Source organism: Sorangium sp. So ce590, from assembly GCF_051521365.1.
Classification (GTDB): domain Bacteria; phylum Myxococcota_A; class Polyangia; order Polyangiales; family Polyangiaceae; genus Sorangium.
The window spans coordinates 11,605,292-11,621,124 of record NZ_CP150346.1; the positions used below are offsets into that span (position 1 = coordinate 11,605,292).

At 71.2% G+C, this 15,833-nt stretch carries 14 protein-coding genes; 4 read left to right on the forward strand and 10 right to left on the reverse strand.

Translation table 11 applies throughout. From position 1 onward, the window contains the following. Positions 1 to 39: 39 nt before the first annotated feature. The 4 genes from WMF28_RS44065 to WMF28_RS44080 all read left to right on the forward strand — a co-directional run bounded on the left by WMF28_RS44065 (position 40) and on the right by WMF28_RS44080 (position 5,999). Positions 40 to 1,338 carry an NAD(P)/FAD-dependent oxidoreductase gene (locus tag WMF28_RS44065; RefSeq protein ID WP_437604379.1) on the forward strand — a complete coding sequence of 433 codons (1,299 nt, stop codon included), beginning with the start codon at positions 40 to 42 and terminating at the stop codon, positions 1,336 to 1,338. Between the two features lie 102 nt (positions 1,339 to 1,440). Next, the gene (locus tag WMF28_RS44070) at positions 1,441 to 2,526 is read left to right on the forward strand and encodes a serine/threonine-protein kinase (RefSeq protein ID WP_437599758.1); all 1,086 of its coding nucleotides are present in this window, start codon (positions 1,441 to 1,443) and stop codon (positions 2,524 to 2,526) included. Positions 2,527 to 2,580: 54 nt separating this feature from the next. After that, positions 2,581 to 3,912 carry a threonine synthase gene (gene thrC, locus WMF28_RS44075; protein ID WP_437599759.1) on the forward strand — a complete coding sequence of 444 codons (1,332 nt, stop codon included), beginning with the start codon at positions 2,581 to 2,583 and terminating at the stop codon, positions 3,910 to 3,912. Positions 3,913 to 4,067: 155 nt separating this feature from the next. Then, the gene (locus WMF28_RS44080; RefSeq protein WP_437599761.1) at positions 4,068 to 5,999 is read left to right on the forward strand and encodes a sensor histidine kinase; all 1,932 of its coding nucleotides are present in this window, start codon (positions 4,068 to 4,070) and stop codon (positions 5,997 to 5,999) included. 34 nt (positions 6,000 to 6,033) lie between these two features. Here the strand turns inward: WMF28_RS44080 and WMF28_RS44085 are convergent, their stop codons facing one another. From WMF28_RS44085 to WMF28_RS44130, 10 genes are read right to left on the reverse strand one after another with little or no spacing between them, the layout of a single operon-like run. Then, entirely contained in the window at positions 6,034 to 7,878 is a 1,845-nt protein-coding gene (locus tag WMF28_RS44085) for an STAS domain-containing protein (protein ID WP_437599762.1), read from the reverse strand. A gap of 31 nt (positions 7,879 to 7,909) precedes the next feature. Then, the gene (gene gspN / locus WMF28_RS44090) at positions 7,910 to 9,229 is read right to left on the reverse strand and encodes a type II secretion system protein GspN (protein WP_437599763.1); all 1,320 of its coding nucleotides are present in this window, start codon (positions 9,227 to 9,229) and stop codon (positions 7,910 to 7,912) included. Further along, the gene (locus tag WMF28_RS44095) at positions 9,226 to 9,822 is read right to left on the reverse strand and encodes a hypothetical protein (RefSeq protein ID WP_437599764.1); all 597 of its coding nucleotides are present in this window, start codon (positions 9,820 to 9,822) and stop codon (positions 9,226 to 9,228) included. The genes gspN and WMF28_RS44095 overlap by 4 nt, the downstream gene beginning before the upstream one ends. Then, on the reverse strand, positions 9,819 to 11,336 hold the full coding sequence (pilM, locus tag WMF28_RS44100; protein WP_437599765.1) for a type IV pilus biogenesis protein PilM: 1,518 nt from the start codon (positions 11,334 to 11,336) through the stop codon (positions 9,819 to 9,821). Before pilM ends, WMF28_RS44095 begins: the two co-directional genes overlap by 4 nt. A gap of 27 nt (positions 11,337 to 11,363) precedes the next feature. Then, positions 11,364 to 12,851, reverse strand: coding sequence for a general secretion pathway protein GspK (locus WMF28_RS44105; protein WP_437599766.1), 1,488 nt, complete (start codon positions 12,849 to 12,851; stop codon positions 11,364 to 11,366). 3 nt (positions 12,852 to 12,854) lie between these two features. Continuing rightward, positions 12,855 to 13,568, reverse strand: coding sequence for a type II secretion system protein GspJ (locus tag WMF28_RS44110; RefSeq protein ID WP_437599767.1), 714 nt, complete (start codon positions 13,566 to 13,568; stop codon positions 12,855 to 12,857). A 2-nt stretch (positions 13,569 to 13,570) separates the two neighbouring features. Next, complete coding sequence (locus tag WMF28_RS44115; protein ID WP_437599768.1) at positions 13,571 to 14,245, reverse strand: type IV pilus modification PilV family protein; 675 nt, start codon at positions 14,243 to 14,245, stop codon at positions 13,571 to 13,573. Further along, complete coding sequence (locus WMF28_RS44120) at positions 14,245 to 14,946, reverse strand: pilus assembly FimT family protein (RefSeq protein WP_437599769.1); 702 nt, start codon at positions 14,944 to 14,946, stop codon at positions 14,245 to 14,247. Before WMF28_RS44120 ends, WMF28_RS44115 begins: the two co-directional genes overlap by 1 nt. Before the next feature lie 22 nt (positions 14,947 to 14,968). Beyond that, positions 14,969 to 15,373, reverse strand: a complete 405-nt coding sequence (locus WMF28_RS44125) for a prepilin-type N-terminal cleavage/methylation domain-containing protein (RefSeq protein ID WP_437599770.1) — start codon at positions 15,371 to 15,373, stop codon at positions 14,969 to 14,971. Positions 15,374 to 15,411: 38 nt separating this feature from the next. After that, a complete protein-coding gene (locus tag WMF28_RS44130; RefSeq protein ID WP_437599771.1) occupies positions 15,412 to 15,825 on the reverse strand; it encodes a type II secretion system protein GspG in 414 nt (137 codons plus the stop codon). Positions 15,826 to 15,833 lie beyond the last annotated feature (8 nt).

Consider the following 15,833-nt stretch of genomic DNA (forward strand, 5'->3'; position numbering starts at 1 on the left):
CTCGTCGACACGCGCACCCACATCGATTCCGCTCGCTCGGTGTGGAGCGAGGCGGGGCCGGTCTATGAGCCCGTCCCACCGCTGCGCGGGGACGCGGTGGCCGATGTGGTCATCATCGGGGGAGGGTTCACCGGCGTCTCCACGGCATACCATCTAATCCGCCGATTTCCGAGCCTTCGCGTGATGATCCTCGAGGCGCGTCACCTCGCGAACGGCGCGAGCGGGCGCAACGGGGGGATGATGCTGAACTGGATTAACGGGGTGAGCTACCGCGATCCGCTCCTCACGCGCCGCGTCTACGAGGCGACGCGCGCGGGGATCGACGGTATCGTCGCGATGATCCAGGAGCACGACCTCCCGGTGCGTCACCGGCGCGACGGCTGCCTGGAGGTGCTCACGGATGCCCGGCGGGCGGAGGCGGCGCACGCGCGGGTGGAGCGGCTCGCCGGGTGGGGCATTCCGCTACAGTACCTGGACGGCGCGGCGCTCGCGACGCGGCTCGGCATCCGCGGGGCGGCCGGGGCCGTGCTGGACGAGACCGAGGGGCAGCTCAACGGGGTTGACCTGCTGCGCAGTCTGCGCCCGCTCCTCCTCGCGTGGGGGGTCGCCCTCCACGAGGACACACCGGTGCTCCGGATCCAGGAGGGACGCACGATCGAGCTGACAACGCCGGGCGGCGTCGTCCGGGCCTCGGCCATCGTGCTCGCGACAAACGGCTACACGCCGCGGCTCGGCTACTTCAAGACCGGAATTTTCCCGCTGCACTCGCACGTGCTCGCGACCGAGCCGCTCGATCCTGGGGTGCGCGCCGCGCTCGGCTGGGGGCAGGTCGCCGGCTTCAGCGACGACCATGACCGGATCGCGTACGCCAGCATGACCCCCGCCGGCGAGCTCGTGTTCGGCGGGGGCAGCAACGCGGCCTATGCCTATCTCTACGGGAACCAGACGTCCTACCCGGGCTCCCCCGGCTCGGCGGGGCCGGCGTTCGAGGCGATCCGGCGCCGGCTCGTCGGCTATTTCCCCGAGGCCGAGCGGGCGCGGATCGCGCACCGCTGGACGGGGACGCTCGGGATCACGATGAGCCGGATCTGCAGCATGGGCGTGCGCGGCGAGCACCGGAACGTGTACTACGCCCTCGGCTACAGCGGCCACGGCGTGACGCTCGGCAACCTCGCGGGCCGCGTGCTGTGCGACATCTACGCGGGCGACGACGCGCGGTGGCAGGACTTGCCCTTCTACATGTACCCGCTCGGGGGCGTCCCGCCCGAGCCGCTCCGCTGGCTCGGCTATCACGCGTACACGAAGCTGACGGGGCGCTCGCCGCGCAAGGCGGCGTGAGCGCGGCGCCGAGGTGAGCGCGGCGCCGAGGCGCGCGCGGCGCCGAGGTGAGCGCGGAGCGCTTGCATGGCCGGAGCGCGGGGCGCTATTCGATGCGGGGCCATGTTCTGCGCGCGCTGCCACCGGGAGTACGACGCGGGCCATCGGTTCTGCCCCTACGACGGCGCGGAGCTCGCCGAGGCGCGGCGCGTCGACCTGTTCCGGTTCAAGCCGACCCGGCTGCGGGGGACCGTCCTCGGGGAGCGCTACGAGGTGCGCGGCTACCTCGGCAAGGGCGCGATGGCGCGCGTCTACCTCGCGATCGAGCTCGAGACAGGGCAGCCGGTCGCGATCAAGGTCCTGGAGTCGTTCGCGGCCCGGGCGGAGCGGACGCGCGAGCGGTTCGTGCGCGAGGCGCAGAGCGCCGCGATGATCGGGCACCCGAACATCGTCAGGGTGCTCGACGCCGGCACGCGCTCCTCCGACGGCGCGCCGTACATCGTCATGGAGTACCTCTTCGGCGAGTCGCTCGGCGACTGGCTCCGGCGCGAGCGCCGCATGGAGGCGGACCTCGCCATCCCGGTGCTCGCCCAGGCCGCGTCCGGGCTCGCCGCCGCGCACCGGGCCGGGATCATCCACCGCGACGTGAAGCCCGACAACCTCTACCTCGTGGGCGCGCAGGGGGACCCGTACGCGGTCAGGGTGCTCGATTTCGGTCTGGCGAAGATGCAGGCCGCGGACCACATCACGGCGACCGGCACCGCGGTGGGCACGCTCGAGTACATGGCGCCCGAGCAGGTCGTGAGCGACAGGCCCGACGCCCGCACCGACGTCTACGGGCTCGGCGTCGTCATGTTCCGGACCTTCACCGGGGAGCTCCCGTTCCCGCGCTCGGATCAGTCCGAGCTCCTCGCCCGGCAGCTCGTGACGCCGCCGCCCCGCCCCTCGGAGCGGCGCCCGAGCATCGATCCGCTGCTCGAGTCGGTGATCCTGAAGGCGATCCGCAAGCGCCCGGAGAACCGCTATCCCTCGATGGAGGCGTTCGTCGCGGACCTCGAGCGGCTGGCCGGCGACCGCGACGGGCCGCTCTCGGCGGAGGAGCCGCTCCCCGAGCCGGACGACGTCTACGTCCCGCAGGGATCGTTTGCCAGGAACGCGGCGATCTACTTCTATAGGCGGCTCGGCATGGAAGCCCCACGCTTCGACTGAACCCGACACCACCTCCCGCGGGCGCTTCCCGCCACCCAGGAGATCCGTATCGCCATGGCCTACTCTGCTGCATTCCGATGTCTGACCGGCTGCCCCGGGAGCTACCCGCTGACGCAGCCCCTCTACCGCTGCCCGACCTGCGGCGGCCTCCTCGACGTCGCCCACGACATCGACGCGCTCCGCGATCGGAGCCCCGCCACGTGGATGAAGCTCTTCGACGAGCGCTACAAGCGCACGGTGTGGCCCTACGGCTCCGGGGTCTGGGGCAAGCGGGAGTGGGTCTCTCCCCAGGTCCCGGACGATGCCATCGTGTCGATGGACGAGGGCGGCACCAACCTGTTCTGGGCAGATCGCTACGGCCGCTCGCTCGGGCTCGATGAGGTCTGGGTGAAGCTCTGCGGCAACAGCCATACGGGGTCGTTCAAGGACCTCGGGATGACGGTGCTCGTCTCGGTGGTGAACAAGGCGATCCGCGAGGGCCTCGAGGTGCGCGCGATCGCGTGCGCGTCGACCGGGGACACGTCGGCCTCGCTCGCGGCGTACGGCGCGGCGGCCGGCCTGCCGGTGGTCGTGCTCCTGCCGCGCGGCAAGGTGTCGACGGCGCAGCTGGTCCAGCCGATCGCGTCGGGGGCGCTGGTCCTCTCGCTGGACACCGACTTCGACGGCTGCATGGCCATCGTGCAGCGGCTCTCGGCCGACGGCGTTGTCTACCTGGCGAACTCGATGAACGCCCTGCGCCTCGAGGGCCAGAAGACCGTGGCGTTCGAGATCGTGCAGCAGTTCGACTGGACGCTGCCCGACTGGGTCGTCCTGCCGAGCGGCAACCTGGGCAACGCCTACGCCCTCTACGCCGGCTTCAAGATGCTGAAGGATCTCGGCCTGACGACGCGCTTCCCCCGCCTGTGCGTGGCGCAGTCGGCGCGGGCCAACCCGCTCTACCGGGCGTGGGCCGAGGGGCGGAGCGAGGTCGAGCCGATGAAGGCGGGCGAGACGCTGGCGAGCGCGATCCAGATCGGCAACCCGGTGAGCGCACCGAGGGCGATGCTGGCCCTCCAGGCGATGAACGGGGTCGCCGAGGAGGTGACCGAGGACGAGCTCTGCGACGCGGCGGCGCGCGCCGATCGCACCGGGATGTACACGTGCCCGCACACGGCGGTCGCCCTCGCCGCCCTGGAGAAGCTCGTGAAGAAGGGCCTCGTGGAGAAGCGCCAGCGGGTCGTCGTGGTCTCGACCGCGAACGGCCTCAAGTTCACGGAATTCAAGGTGAAATACCACGAGCGCGCGCTCGCGGACGTGACGAGCCGGCACGCCAACCCGCCGGTCGAGGTGCCGCCCGACTACGACCGCGTCCTCGCCGCCCTCGACAGACACGCGGGCAAGCGCTGAGCGGAGCAGGCCTGCCGATGCGCTGAGCGGTCGCGACGTGCGATGATCGGCGCGCCCGATCGGGGCCGGAGGGGGCGTCGAGCCTGCGGGACAGCGGCGCGGGCGCGTCGTGACGCGCTCGGTCCCCCCGGCATCCTCGTTCGGCAGAGGCCTCCGTGGACATCCGCCATCGCACGCTGCTCTCGTTCGCCCCCCTCCTGACGGTGGCGGTCGCGCTGGCTGTCTTCCTCCCCCGGGTCAACTCGACGCTATCGCGGATCTCGGCGCAGCAGCTCTATCTCCTGGGCGACCTCGTCGCCATGCAGGACATGGAGCTCGCGGTGATCACCCAGCGCGAGGGCGTCGGACAGGCGCTGCGCGGGTTCAACGTGTCGCTGGTCGCGACCGATTACGCGCGCAGCCGGGACCATACGCTCGTTCATTTCAATGGGTCGCGGGGCGAGCAGGGCTCGCCGCAAGAGCAGCTGTGGCAGCACCTCGCCGCCGTGTACGCCGATCTCGACGCGCAGCACGCGGCGATCTTCGACGCGATGCAGGAGGGCGACGCGGCGCGGGCGACGTCGGTGTTCTACGGCGATGCCCAGGAGCTGACCTACGTGCTCCTCTCGACCGCGCGGGTGGGCCAGTCGCGGAACAAGGAGATGCTGAGCGACCTCCAGGCGAGGAGCGGCACGCTCAAGCAGCGCGCGCTGTTCGGGCTCGCCATGGGCGTGGGCGGCAGCCTCTTCCTGGCGCTGATCTTCGGGTGGCTCCTGATCCGCGAGATCGTGCGCCCCATCGAGCGCCTCGCCGCGGACGCCGCGCGGTACGCCTCGGGCGACGTCTCCGGGGAGCTCAGCCCGGCCGGTAAAATCAAGCAGATCAAGCACTTGCGCGACGCCTTCCAGCACCTGCTCGGCGTGACCCTGGCGCGGCAGGGCCGGCTCCAGCACGCCTACGCGGACCTCACGGATCGGGTCGCCCGCGAGCAGCAGCTCCGGGAGACGGTGCAGGCCCTCAACGAGGATCTGGAGCGCGCCAAGGGCGAGCTGGAGCGGCGCGTGGCGGAGCGGACCGGGGAGCTCATCGTCGCCAACGAGCGGCTCCAGGTCGAGCTGGCCGAGCGCGGCCGCGCGGAGGCGGCGCTGAAGGCGAGCGAGGAGCAGCTCCGGCAGCTGAACGAGGCGCTCGAGCAGCGGGTCGTGGAGCGGACGGCGGAGCTCGCGACGGCCCAGCGCCAGCTCCTCGACACGGCGCGGCGCGCGGGCATGGCGGAGGTCGCCACGAACGTCGTGCACAACATCGGCAACGTGCTGAACACCGTCAACGTGTCCGCCAAGCTCATCGCGGAGGAGCTCGGAGGGCTCAAGCTGGAGAGGCTCCAGCGGGCGACCCAGCTGCTGTCGAGCCACCGGGACGACCCCGGGCGGTTCCTCGCCGAGGACGAGCGGGGGCGACACCTCATCTCCTACCTGGAGGCGCTGTCCGCCGCGCTGGAGAGCGATCGCCAGCGCACCCTGCTCTACGTGGATCAGCTGGGCAAGAGCGTCGACCACATCAAGGACATCGTCCGGACGCAGCAGACCTATGCCGGCACCACCACGGTCGTCGAGCCGGTGCAGCTCTCGGAGCTCCTGGAGGACGCCGTCCGGATGAACGACGCGGCCCTCTCGCGCCCGCACCTCAGGATCGTGCGGGCGTTCGCGTGCCCGCGCCCGGTCTACGTCGACAAGCACAAGCTCTTGCAGATCCTGATGAACCTCATCAGCAACGCGAAGTACGCGATGGACGAGCTGCCCGGCAGGGAGCACGAGCTCACGCTGCGGATCGAGGCGAGCGGGGCGGAGCGGGAGGGCGTCGTCCGGATCTGCGTGCAGGACACGGGGGTGGGCATCGCGAGCGATCACCTGACCCGGATCTTCTCCCACGGGTTCACGACGCGCAGGGGCGGCCACGGCTTCGGGCTGCACAGCTGCGCGCTCGCCGCCGAGGAGATGAGCGGCGTGCTGTCGGTGAAGAGCGACGGCGCGGGGCGCGGGGCCACCTTCACGCTCGAGCTCCCGCTGCGGCTCGGGAGCGCCGCCGCGCTGCGATCCGCGGCGCCGTGAGCGGCCGGCGCCGGCGTTGCGCGCCGCCCCGCCGCTACCTGCGCCGCCTCGCGCGGCGCCGCCCGGGCCTCCGGCGCGCGCCCGCGGAGGTCATCGCCGAGGCGATGCCGTCCTGCAGGGTGGCGTGCGTGACGATCCCGCTCATGTCGACGCCGAGCGCGACGAGGGTCCTGGCCACATCGGGGCTCAGGCCCGTGATGATCACCTCCGAGCCGAGCAGGCGCACCGCGGTGGCGGCGCGCAGGAGCTCGTCGGCGCACTGGCCGTCGATCCGCGGCACCCCGGTGATGTCGAGGATCGCGACGCGCGCGCGGCGGGACGCGACGCCGCGGACCAGCGTCTCCTGCACGCGGCGCGCCCGCTGCGCGTCGAGGGCGCCGACGAGCGGCATCACGACGATATCGTCGCTGATGGGGATGAGCGGGGTCGACAGCGCCGCCAGGATCTCGTTCTGCGCCCGGAGGGCCTCCTCCCGGGCGCGCCGCGCCTCGGTCTCCGCCTCGGCGCGCTTGCGCTCGGTGATGTCCCGCACGATCACGACCGCCTCGGCCCGATCGCTGCCGGCGATCCGGACCTCGTAGTCGCGCGTGCCCTCTCGGAGCTGCTCCTGGTACTCGAAGACGTGCGTCGCGTCGTCGGCCAGCGCCCGCGCGACGAGCTCGGTGATCTGCTCTGCCACGCGGGCAGGGAACACGTCGGCGACGTGCCGGTGCAGGAAATCCTCGGCGCGGAGCGACGGCCTCGACTCCCTCGACGCCTTGAAGTCCAGGCAGATGCCGCCGCTGCTGATCCGGAGGATCGTGTCGGGGATGGCGTAGAGCAGCGCGCGGTTGTTCGCCTCGCTCCGGCGCAGGGCCGCCTCGACGCGCTTGCTGCCGATGAAGTGGCCGGCCTTGGCGGCGATGGCGAGCAGCACGTCGAGCAGCCCCGGGTCGGGCTCGCGCGGCTCGGCATCCATGAGCTCCAGCACGGCCGCGACCCGCGCGTCGGCGCGGACCGCGATGGGGAGCTCGACCGCGAAGCGGAGCCCGGCGCCCCGCGCCGCCCGCGCGCGCGGGTCGTCCTCGACCGCGTCGAGGTCGCAGAACCAGCTCGGCTCCCCCTGGGCGAGCGCGCGGCCGGGCAGCCCCGCGTCGCGCGCGAACCGGGTACCCCGGGTCGCCGCCTCGAGCGCGGCCGAGTCGTCGGGCGCAGCGCTCCAGGTGTGCTCGCAGCGCAGCCCGTCGCTCTCGTCGTCGCCGAGCCACAGGGCGCCGAACCGGAAGCCGAGCGTCTCCCCGAGCGCGCTGAGGAGCGCGAGGACGCCCGAAGACAGCGTCGTCGACTCGACTAGGATCTTGGTCACCGTGTACTGCGCCGACACCTTGTGGTTGGCCCCGGACAGGGCGCGGCGCTGGTTCCACTTCTCGGTGAGCGCAAAGGCCATCTGGCGGACCTCGTTCGGGTCGAACGGCTTTGCGAGGATGAGGAGGTTGTCGGTGTTCCCGAACCGGGTGGAGATCTCCTCCCAGGCGTAATCCGAGTACGCCGAGCAGAGGACCGCCTGGATCGCGCCGTCTTCCTGCCAGATGCGCGAGAGTGTCTCGATGCCGTCCCACCCCGGCGGCATGCGCACGTCGACGAAGGCGAGGGCGTACGGCGCGCCGCGCTGCTGCGCCTCACGGACCTTCTCCAGCCCCTCCGCGCCCTGGGTCGCGGTCGTGAGCTCGAACCTCACCGGCCTCCGGCCGGGCGCTTCGCGGAAGAGCGCCGACTCGAGGCCATCGAAGGTCGACCGCTCCGCGTCGGACCGGAGGATCCTGCGGAAATCCCCGTGGATGGCCTCGTTGTCGTCGATCAGCAGAATGCGCCGGTTCTGCTGCCAGCTGGGGTCCCGCATGGCCTTGTCCTTGGAGCGTGAGGTCGAGATCCTATTCGACCGGAGGCGCGCCCTCGCCCCCCGCGGGCGGAGGAGGCGTCGGCCGTGACCGCGCCTCGCCCGTGGGGGATTCATCCTCGGTGGACGGCGGCGGCGGCGGCGGCGGCGGAGGCTGCATCAGCGGAGGAGGGCTCGCCTCCTCCTCGCTGTCCCGCGCGGGGGCCTCCGAGGCGCCGAGGGGGAGGTTCACGCCGCCGGGCTTCCTGGCGGTCGCGGCCGCGCCCGAGCCCGCAGCGTCGCCGGCCTTGCCGCGGCCCCGCGCGGCGGGCGAGTCCGCCGCGTGCGGATCGAACCGCGGCCGCTTCAGCGCGCCGTGGACGTGCCAGCCGTAGAAGCCGTCGGCGCGCTTCGACCGCTTCATCTTGGGCTGCTGCATCTCGATCAGCCCGGGCACGCTCGACCCCGGCGCGCCGAGCAGCGACTTTGTGACGTCGTTCTTCGACCGGTAGGCGTCGGCGAACTTGAAGCGGACGTAGAGGTCCGCCGTGGAGTTGTTCCACGGCTCGCGCATGTTGACCTTGCCGTCGCCGTCGAGCTCCAGGTCCCGGCCGTTCGCGGTCATCTTTGTGATCTTGAGGACGCCGTCCTTCGCCTCCGCCGACAGGAGGAGCTCGCCGAGCTTCGCCTCCGGGAGCGCGATGAGCCCCTGGATCTTCGTCTTGCCGTCGCCGACCGAGACCTCCTTGGCCGAGACCTCGAGCGCGCCGTTCGCCTTGTTGAACTTGCCTTCGGGCGCGCTGAGATCGAGGTTCGCGCTCAGCGTGCCGGCGATCGGCAGGCCGAGGATGTCCCCGAGCGGCTCCACCTGGGCGAGCTCCACGTCCGAGACCTCGACGTGCACGTCGCCGTCCGACTTGCCCATCGGGACCACGCCCTCGACCTCCCCGCCGAACACGCTCGCCCAGAACGAGATCCGCGTCCGCCCGATCAGGAAGGGCAGGATCTTCACCCGGGCGTGCGCCTCCTCGATCTCGATGACGCTCGGCTTCGGCGCGCTGTCCTTGGCGGCGTCGCCCGAGGTGAAGGCGGCGGCGCTGCTCGACCTGCTGCTCGATCCGAGCTCGTTCGGCGGCAGGATGAGCCGCACGCCCTTCATCTCCACGCCCGTGAACCAGTACGAGTCGAGCTCGTCGATCTCGAGGCGCTGCGCCGGGCCGGAGCCCCGCTTCTGCTGCGTGCGATCGAACTCGGCGATCAGCCGATCCTTGAGCCGGTCGTAGGGGAACGTGAGGTAGCCGAAGAGGCCCAGACAGAAGAGGTAAAAGAGCGGGTAGGCCGCCCACTTCGCGATCTTGACGAGGCGCTCCTTCATGGCTCTTGCTCCTCGTCGTCGGCCGCGGGCGCGGCCGGCGCAGGGCTCGCCGGCTGGGGGTCGCCCTTCCGGTCGAACGCGGAGACGCCGAGCTCCACCTCGTACGAGTCCGGCTCGCCGGCGCGCGGCTTGATGTTGAGCTTCGTCACGGCGACCGGGTGGCCCGAGCTCTCGATGCGCTCGAGCATCTTGGCGAGCCCGAGCATCCCGATCCGGTGCATCTTCACCACCGTGACCCGCTCGGTGTACTTCTTGCCGTGCGGGACGTCGGGGCGATCCTGCGACTCGGCCGCGGCGAGCCCCTGCTGCTTCGCCGCGTCCTCGATGAAGCCGGCGAGGGGCGGCGCAGGCCGCGCGTAGCGCGCGAGCAGCGCGTCCTTTTGCGCCTTTCGCTCGCTGACCTTCCCCGAGGCCTCGTAGATCGACTGGAGCAGATCGCGCACCTCGTGGTTCTCGGCGCGCTTGCCGGAGGCGATGCTCGCCAGCCCGATCGGCACGAGCAGGAGCACGATCACCCCGAGGAATCCGAGGAGGATGGTGAGGAGCCGGCGCTCGCGCGGCTCCAGCTTGTCGAGTCGCTCGCGGAGCGTCATCGCGATCCCTCGGGTTTATCCGGCGCGCCCGCCGAGGCGCTGTCCGCTCCATCCGCGGCGCCGGTCTTCTTCTTCTTCTTGTCCTCGCACTTGAGATCCAGCTCGAGGACGTACTTGTGCTTGCCCTCCGTGAACTGGCTCGTCCGCCCGATCTTCACGTCGCGGAAGCAGCGGTGTTCCTTCAGGTGATCCGCGATGATCTGCGCGTCCGACACCGACGGGACGACGCCCTGGAGGGTCACGTGGCCGCGGTTCACGTCGAGCTCGAGCACGTCGTGCGTGATCTCCTTCGGCACGGCCTTCGAGAGCTGCACCATGACGTCGAAGGCGTCGACGCGGGGCATCGGGTCCTCGTCGGCCGCGGCGGGGCCCTGGTCGAGCAGCTCGCGGGCCTTCTGCGGGTCGCTCGTCTCCTCGCCGAGCACGTCGCGCGAGGCGGTCGCGAGCGACGCGAGCAGGAGCTCGCGCTCCGCGTCGAGGGTGCGCAGCTCCGCGACGATGGAGAACCCGAAGCTCAGCGCGATGACGGTGCCGAGGCCGGCGAGGATCGGGATCTTCTCGCGCAGGAAGGGGTAGCTGCGCTCGGCCTCGAGCGCGCCCCGCCTCAGGTTGAACCCCTTGGTCTTCGGCGTCAGCCCGAGCGCCAGCCCGAGCGCCTTGGCGAAGCGGGGCAGCGCCGTGGCCTGCTCGGGCGTGAGCCCTTCGAGCCGCGGGGTCGGCAGCGGCAGGATGGTGAGGCCGAGCTGGGTCGACAGGAACATCTCCGCGCCCTGGGCGGTCGCGCCGCCGCCGACGAGGTACAGCCCAGCGAGCGGCTCGCCGCCGAGGTTGCGCCACGCCGCGAGCGTCTGGCGGAGCTCGCGCGCGAGCGCCGGCGCCGAGCCGGGGAGCCCGGCCGTCCCCCGCGACAGCGTGCGGGCGAAGACCGGCTCGCCGCCGGAGAGGATCACGATCTCGGAGGTGAGGTGGTCGAGATCGAGCAGCGCGATCGGCACGCTCGCGCCGGCGGGCGACGGCGAGGCGAGCTCCGGCATCACGGCCTCGAGGTTGGCGAGCGCCACCGCGCCGAGCGCGACGCGCTCCGGCTCGAAGCCGAGCGCCTCCTTCACGACGGCGATGCGCTCGCGCACGTCGTCCGTGCGCGCGACCGCGGCGAAGATCGGCAGCGTCTCGGCGTTGAGCGGCCGCTTGAGCACGCGGTAGTCGAAGACCGCGTCCTCCATCTCGAACGGCACCGTGGCCTCGAGCTCGAAGCCGAGGACGTTCTCGACCTCCTTGTGCGCGGCCGCGGGCAGATCGAGGCGGCGGTAGAACGACCGCTCCCCGGAGAGCGCGATCGCCGCGCCGTCGGGGCGGTGGAGCCCGACGGCGGCGCGGATCGCCTCGGCCTCGGAGACCGCGTCCGTGACGGCCGCCTCGCCGAGGGCCTCGACGAAGACCCTCCTGTACGAGGTGCGGATGAGCGCCGCCCGCACCACGGATTTTCCAGCATCTATCCCGAGCAGCCTGTGCATTTCCGCGCTTCTTCCCGGAGGGGTGTCCTATTCGATGCGATAGTAGATGATCGTCCCGGCGGGGTTCGATCGTACCTGCTTTTCGTACGTCTCCGGCGTCGCGGGGGCGCCGGTCTGATTCGCGTTGAGCTGATTGGGGTCGAACCCTGGGGAGCCCGGCCCGCCCGGCTTGTTATCGGTGATCTTCGTTGCCCCCGTGAGATCGAGCACAGCATGTACGCGCACGCGCGTCTCACGCTTGTTCCCCGGGACGATGCCATCGGCATAGATGCTCAGGAAGCTGGTCCTGTTGCCGAGGGACTTCGTGGCGTTCGCCTTGAACTTGACCGCTTCGACGCCCATCGCCTTGAGCTGCTGCCCGAGCATCGCCCCGAGCGTATTGCCGGTCTTCTGGGTCATGGCGTCGACGAAATCTTTCGGGGTGGGGAAGAGGATCCCGCCCGTCATGCTCTGCACGAGCGACGCCACGGTCAGGAACGCCGTCTGCTGGTTCACGTCGGTGCAGAGCGGCGTCGTCGCGATGTCCACGAACTGGTCGCTGCAGGTGAGCGTGAGGAGCATCTGCGCGTTCGCCGACGTCACGTTCACCTTCTGCTTCCGGCTGCCCCAGACGGTCAGGACCCGCTTGTCCGGGTTGTTCGGGTCCGGGTCGACGAACGTCGCCCAGAAGTCGTCGCTCATGCCCCGGATCAGCCGGAGCTCCTCGAACGAGTCGAAGGGGGCGTTCTTGCGCTGATAGGGGAGGCCGACCGTCTGGTAGAAGCTGTCCTCCGCGCCGGTGGAGCTCGGGGCGTTCGTCGACGTGTCGCAGGAGAACGTCTGGTCGCCGGGGTCGGCCCAGTCGATGAGCGCGCTGCAGATGGTCGCGCGATCCGAGAACTGGCCGTCGCCGTCGCGCTCCTCGAAGAGCGCATTGTACTGGGCGGGGCTCATCAGGCTGACCAGCTGTGCCCCGACGGCGATCTGATCCGCGATGCCGCCCACGTCGTCGGCGGCGCGGTTGATGTTGATCTTCGAGTCCTCGTCGACGATCTTGAGCTCGAAGCGGCCGCCGCCGGTGAGCCCGAGGTTCTTGCCCGCCGCGGCGCCGGCCTCGGCGGGCGGCGCCGCGCCCGGCTCGACGAGCTGCGCGTTGAACGGGCCGAGGAACATGTCGGTGAACTTCCAGACCGGCACCTGGAAATTGCCCTTGAGCCCGATGATCGCGAGCATCGGCCCGAGCGTCGAGCTGACGCTCGGCTCGGCGGCGATGAGCATCCGCGACAGGTTCACGGCGCTCCGCGCGTAGTACTCGGCCCGGAGCGCGTCGCGATCGGCGAGCGCCGCGGAGAGCTCGGTGGAGGTCTCTTCCTGGAGCTCGGTCAGGAACACGGTGAGCACCGTGATCGCGCCGAGCACCATGACGAGCGCCACGCCCCGCCGGTCGCGCCGCCTCCGGAGGCGGCGGCGGCCGCGTCCACCCGGCGGGGTGGGGGCGGCGCGCTCCTCGGCGTGGGGGCTCCTCGGGTGGCTCATGGCTCAGTTGGCCCCGAAGGCGATGGGGACCTGCATCGCGATGGGCACCTTCGTCTCGAACTGGATGGGCTTGCCGCCCGGCCCGCCGTTCAGGACCAGCGTCACCCACACCTGCGACGGGAGCCGCTCGAACTGCGCCGCCGGCTGGGTCGAGTCCCACGAGTCGACCCACTCGCCGGTGACGGGATCGAGGTACTGGACATTGAAGCTCTCGATGTCCTCGGCGAGCACGTTGACGACGCCTCCCCTCGTCGGCTCGAGGTCGATGACCTTCGCCTCCCTCCGCACGAGATCGAGCTTGTCGCGATCGGGGTCGCGCGAGCCGAAATAGCCGATCTCGCACTGGTCCGACTCGTGCGTGTTCCTGAGGAGCCTCCGGTGCGCGAACGCGGTGAAATCGACGCGGTCGGCGGGCGACGAGTCCTGCCCGGCGAAGGCCGTGAGCCGCACCGCGGCGTTCTTGTCGGCCGGCTGGTGCCGGGACAGGAAGGCCGCCTGGAGCTCGCGCGAGATGCGGGCGATCGCGCCGCGGCCCTGGTGGTAGCGGTCGCTGATGCGCGAGATGCCCGCGCGCGACCGGCTCATGCCGTCGAACGCGCCGTAGATGAGCGTCCCGATGAGCGCCAGGATGGCGATCGAGACGAGGATCTCGAGGAGGGTCACCCCGCCCGAGCGGCCGCGGCGCCTGCGGAGAGAGCTCGCCCTTCGCGCCGTCATGGTCAGCTCCCTCCTCCCTGGCCCGCGCCGCCCGCGCCGGTCTCGTCGGGCTGGCCCATCTGGGGCACCGTGACCCACTGCACGAGCTCGAGCGCGTGCTCCTGCGACCCTTGCTGCCAGGTCAGCCTGACCGTCACCCGCCGCGCGCTCGCCTCGAAGATCGGCTGGAGCGTCGGCGCGAGCATGTCCACGAACGGCTGCAGGAGCCCCGCGATCCCGCCGGCGGACTCGCCGCTCCCTTCGCCGCCCGGCGCGCCGACGAGCGACTGCGCGAGATCGTCGAGGCTGCCGCTCGGGGCGGCGGAGCCGCTCGACTCGGGCGGCTTGGTGAGCTCGCCGAGCCCCTCGAGGTTCGTATCGAGATCCAGCTCGCCGTAGTTGGGCTCGGGCATCTCCGGCTTCTCGATGCGCCAGGAGCACTTGATGAAGGTCGACTCGTCGCCCTCGCAGCACGGCCCGTTGTCGGCCTCGTCGAGCGCCGGCAGGCCGTCCCTGGCGAGCCGCTCCTCGATCTCGGTCATCTTGCAGCGCGCGAGCCCGTTCGCGAGGCTGATGTTCCGCGCGTGCGCCGCCGCCGAGAAGGCGCCGGCCTGGGCGGAGAGGATCGCGGTGAGCCCGAGGCCGAGGATGGCCACCGCCACCATGATCTCGAGCAGGGTGAAGCCGCGGGCGCGCATCAGAACCCCGTGTCCTCGCGCTCCGACTCGTCGGCGTCGTCGCGCGGCCTCGGCATGCTCACCTTGCCTCGCCTGATCTCGGTCTTGCCGGTCAGGGGCGAGACGAGCAGCGTCATCACGGCGTCCTCGGTCTCCTGGCCGCCGAGCGAGAGCTGGACGGCCGCGCGCTCGGTCTGGCCGCCCGGCCAGAAGTACAGGTAGGCGCGCCCCTCCGTCACGGGCTCGTCCTGGTGCCCTGTCTCCACCTGGAGGAAGCGGACGCCGCTCGACAGCTCCTTGCCGGGCTTGTCGCTCGTGGGGTCGAAGCCGAACGCCTTCGTCGGCTGGAACGACGGCCGCGGCGCGCGCGGCCCCTTCAGGATCGCCTCGGCCTCGGCCACCGCCGCCCGCTCGGCCTCCGTGGCCGCGGCGGCGCCGCCGGTCCGGTCGTTCCTCTCGACGAGGAGCTCGCCCGTGGACTCCTCGAGCACGATCATCCGCTCCTCGAAATCGAAGACCAGGCGCATCGGCTTCGACTTCGCGTTCGCGTGGGCGTAGGCGACCCGGACGGCGCCCGCGGCCAGCGCCGCGCTCCGCTTCAGCCGGGCGCTCGTGACCGCGCCCATGCCGAGGATCACCGAGCCGCTGATGAGCGCGATCACCGTGACGGTGATCAGCACCTCGACCAGCGTGACTCCCCTCGTGCGCAGGCGGCGTGTCATGAGCGCTCCCTCCGCGTCGGCGTCACATCTCCGCGATCTTGCTGATCTCGGATTGCCTCATGTTGTCCCGGATGTCGTCCGGGGTGTTCTCCTTCTTGTCCTTGCCGATCGAGTAGACGCGGATATCGCCCTCTTCGCACTTGATCCGGTACGGCTGCCCCCAGGGGTCGTCCGTCTTGTTGGCGTCGATCTGCTTCGCGCTCACGAGCGCTTGCATGGTCGGGCAGCCCTCGCCGCCCGCGCCGAGGTTCTGGTACTGATCCGCCGCCGTCTTGATGACCGACGTGCCGGTGTACGCGCTCCTGACCTTCGCGGCCTCGAGCTTCGGCCACAGCACGAGCGTGGCGCCGCCGGCGATGATCGCCATGATCGTCACCACGATCAGCACCTCGACCAGGGTCACGCCCCGCGAGAGCCTCCGGCCCAACCTTCGAATCCTCTTTGCCCTGTTCGTCTCCATGTCCCTCACTCCACCCTGTCAAGGCCGCCGATTTCGCCGTCCGGACCGTCGCTCATCAGATCGTATCCCTCCGCGTCCGTCCTGCCAGGGCAGGTGAGCCGGAGCGGCCTCCCCCAGGCGTCGACCGCATCGATCGCGAGGTATCCCTCGCGCTTCAGCTCTTCCAGCGAAGCCGGGCACCGCCGCTCGTGGTCGGCGCGGTACAGCGTGACGGCCCCGTGGACGACAGACAACGTGGCGCGCGTCGAGCGAATTCCCACGAGCCGCCGCTCGCGCGCGCCGAGGAGCAGGAGCAGGAGCACCATCCCCAGGCCAGCGGCGAACGGCCGCGCGCGCGCCATGCCGCTCCGCCGGAAGAGCCCGCCGCCGCGCTCCCACGGGAAGAAAATCGTGCTCTCTCGGTGTCTCCGGCGCCCCATGAAGCCCT

Excerpts from the sequence above, each read along its gene's own strand:
- WMF28_RS44110 (WP_437599767.1), bottom strand. The coding sequence starts at position 13,568 with ATGACGGCGCGAAGGGCGAGCTCTCTCCGCAGGCGCCGCGGCCGCTCG.
- WMF28_RS44115 (WP_437599768.1), bottom strand. The coding sequence starts at position 14,245 with ATGCGCGCCCGCGGCTTCACCCTGCTCGAGATCATGGTGGCGGTGGCC.
- WMF28_RS44130 (WP_437599771.1), bottom strand. The coding sequence starts at position 15,825 with ATGGGGCGCCGGAGACACCGAGAGAGCACGATTTTCTTCCCGTGGGAG.
- WMF28_RS44095 (WP_437599764.1), bottom strand. The coding sequence starts at position 9,822 with ATGACGCTCCGCGAGCGACTCGACAAGCTGGAGCCGCGCGAGCGCCGG.
- WMF28_RS44070 (WP_437599758.1), top strand. The coding sequence starts at position 1,441 with ATGTTCTGCGCGCGCTGCCACCGGGAGTACGACGCGGGCCATCGGTTC.
- thrC (WP_437599759.1), top strand. The coding sequence starts at position 2,581 with ATGGCCTACTCTGCTGCATTCCGATGTCTGACCGGCTGCCCCGGGAGC.
- gspN (WP_437599763.1), bottom strand. The coding sequence starts at position 9,229 with ATGAAGGAGCGCCTCGTCAAGATCGCGAAGTGGGCGGCCTACCCGCTC.
- WMF28_RS44120 (WP_437599769.1), bottom strand. The coding sequence starts at position 14,946 with ATGACACGCCGCCTGCGCACGAGGGGAGTCACGCTGGTCGAGGTGCTG.
- pilM (WP_437599765.1), bottom strand. The coding sequence starts at position 11,336 with ATGCACAGGCTGCTCGGGATAGATGCTGGAAAATCCGTGGTGCGGGCG.
- WMF28_RS44105 (WP_437599766.1), bottom strand. The coding sequence starts at position 12,851 with ATGAGCCACCCGAGGAGCCCCCACGCCGAGGAGCGCGCCGCCCCCACC.
- WMF28_RS44085 (WP_437599762.1), bottom strand. The coding sequence starts at position 7,878 with ATGCGGGACCCCAGCTGGCAGCAGAACCGGCGCATTCTGCTGATCGAC.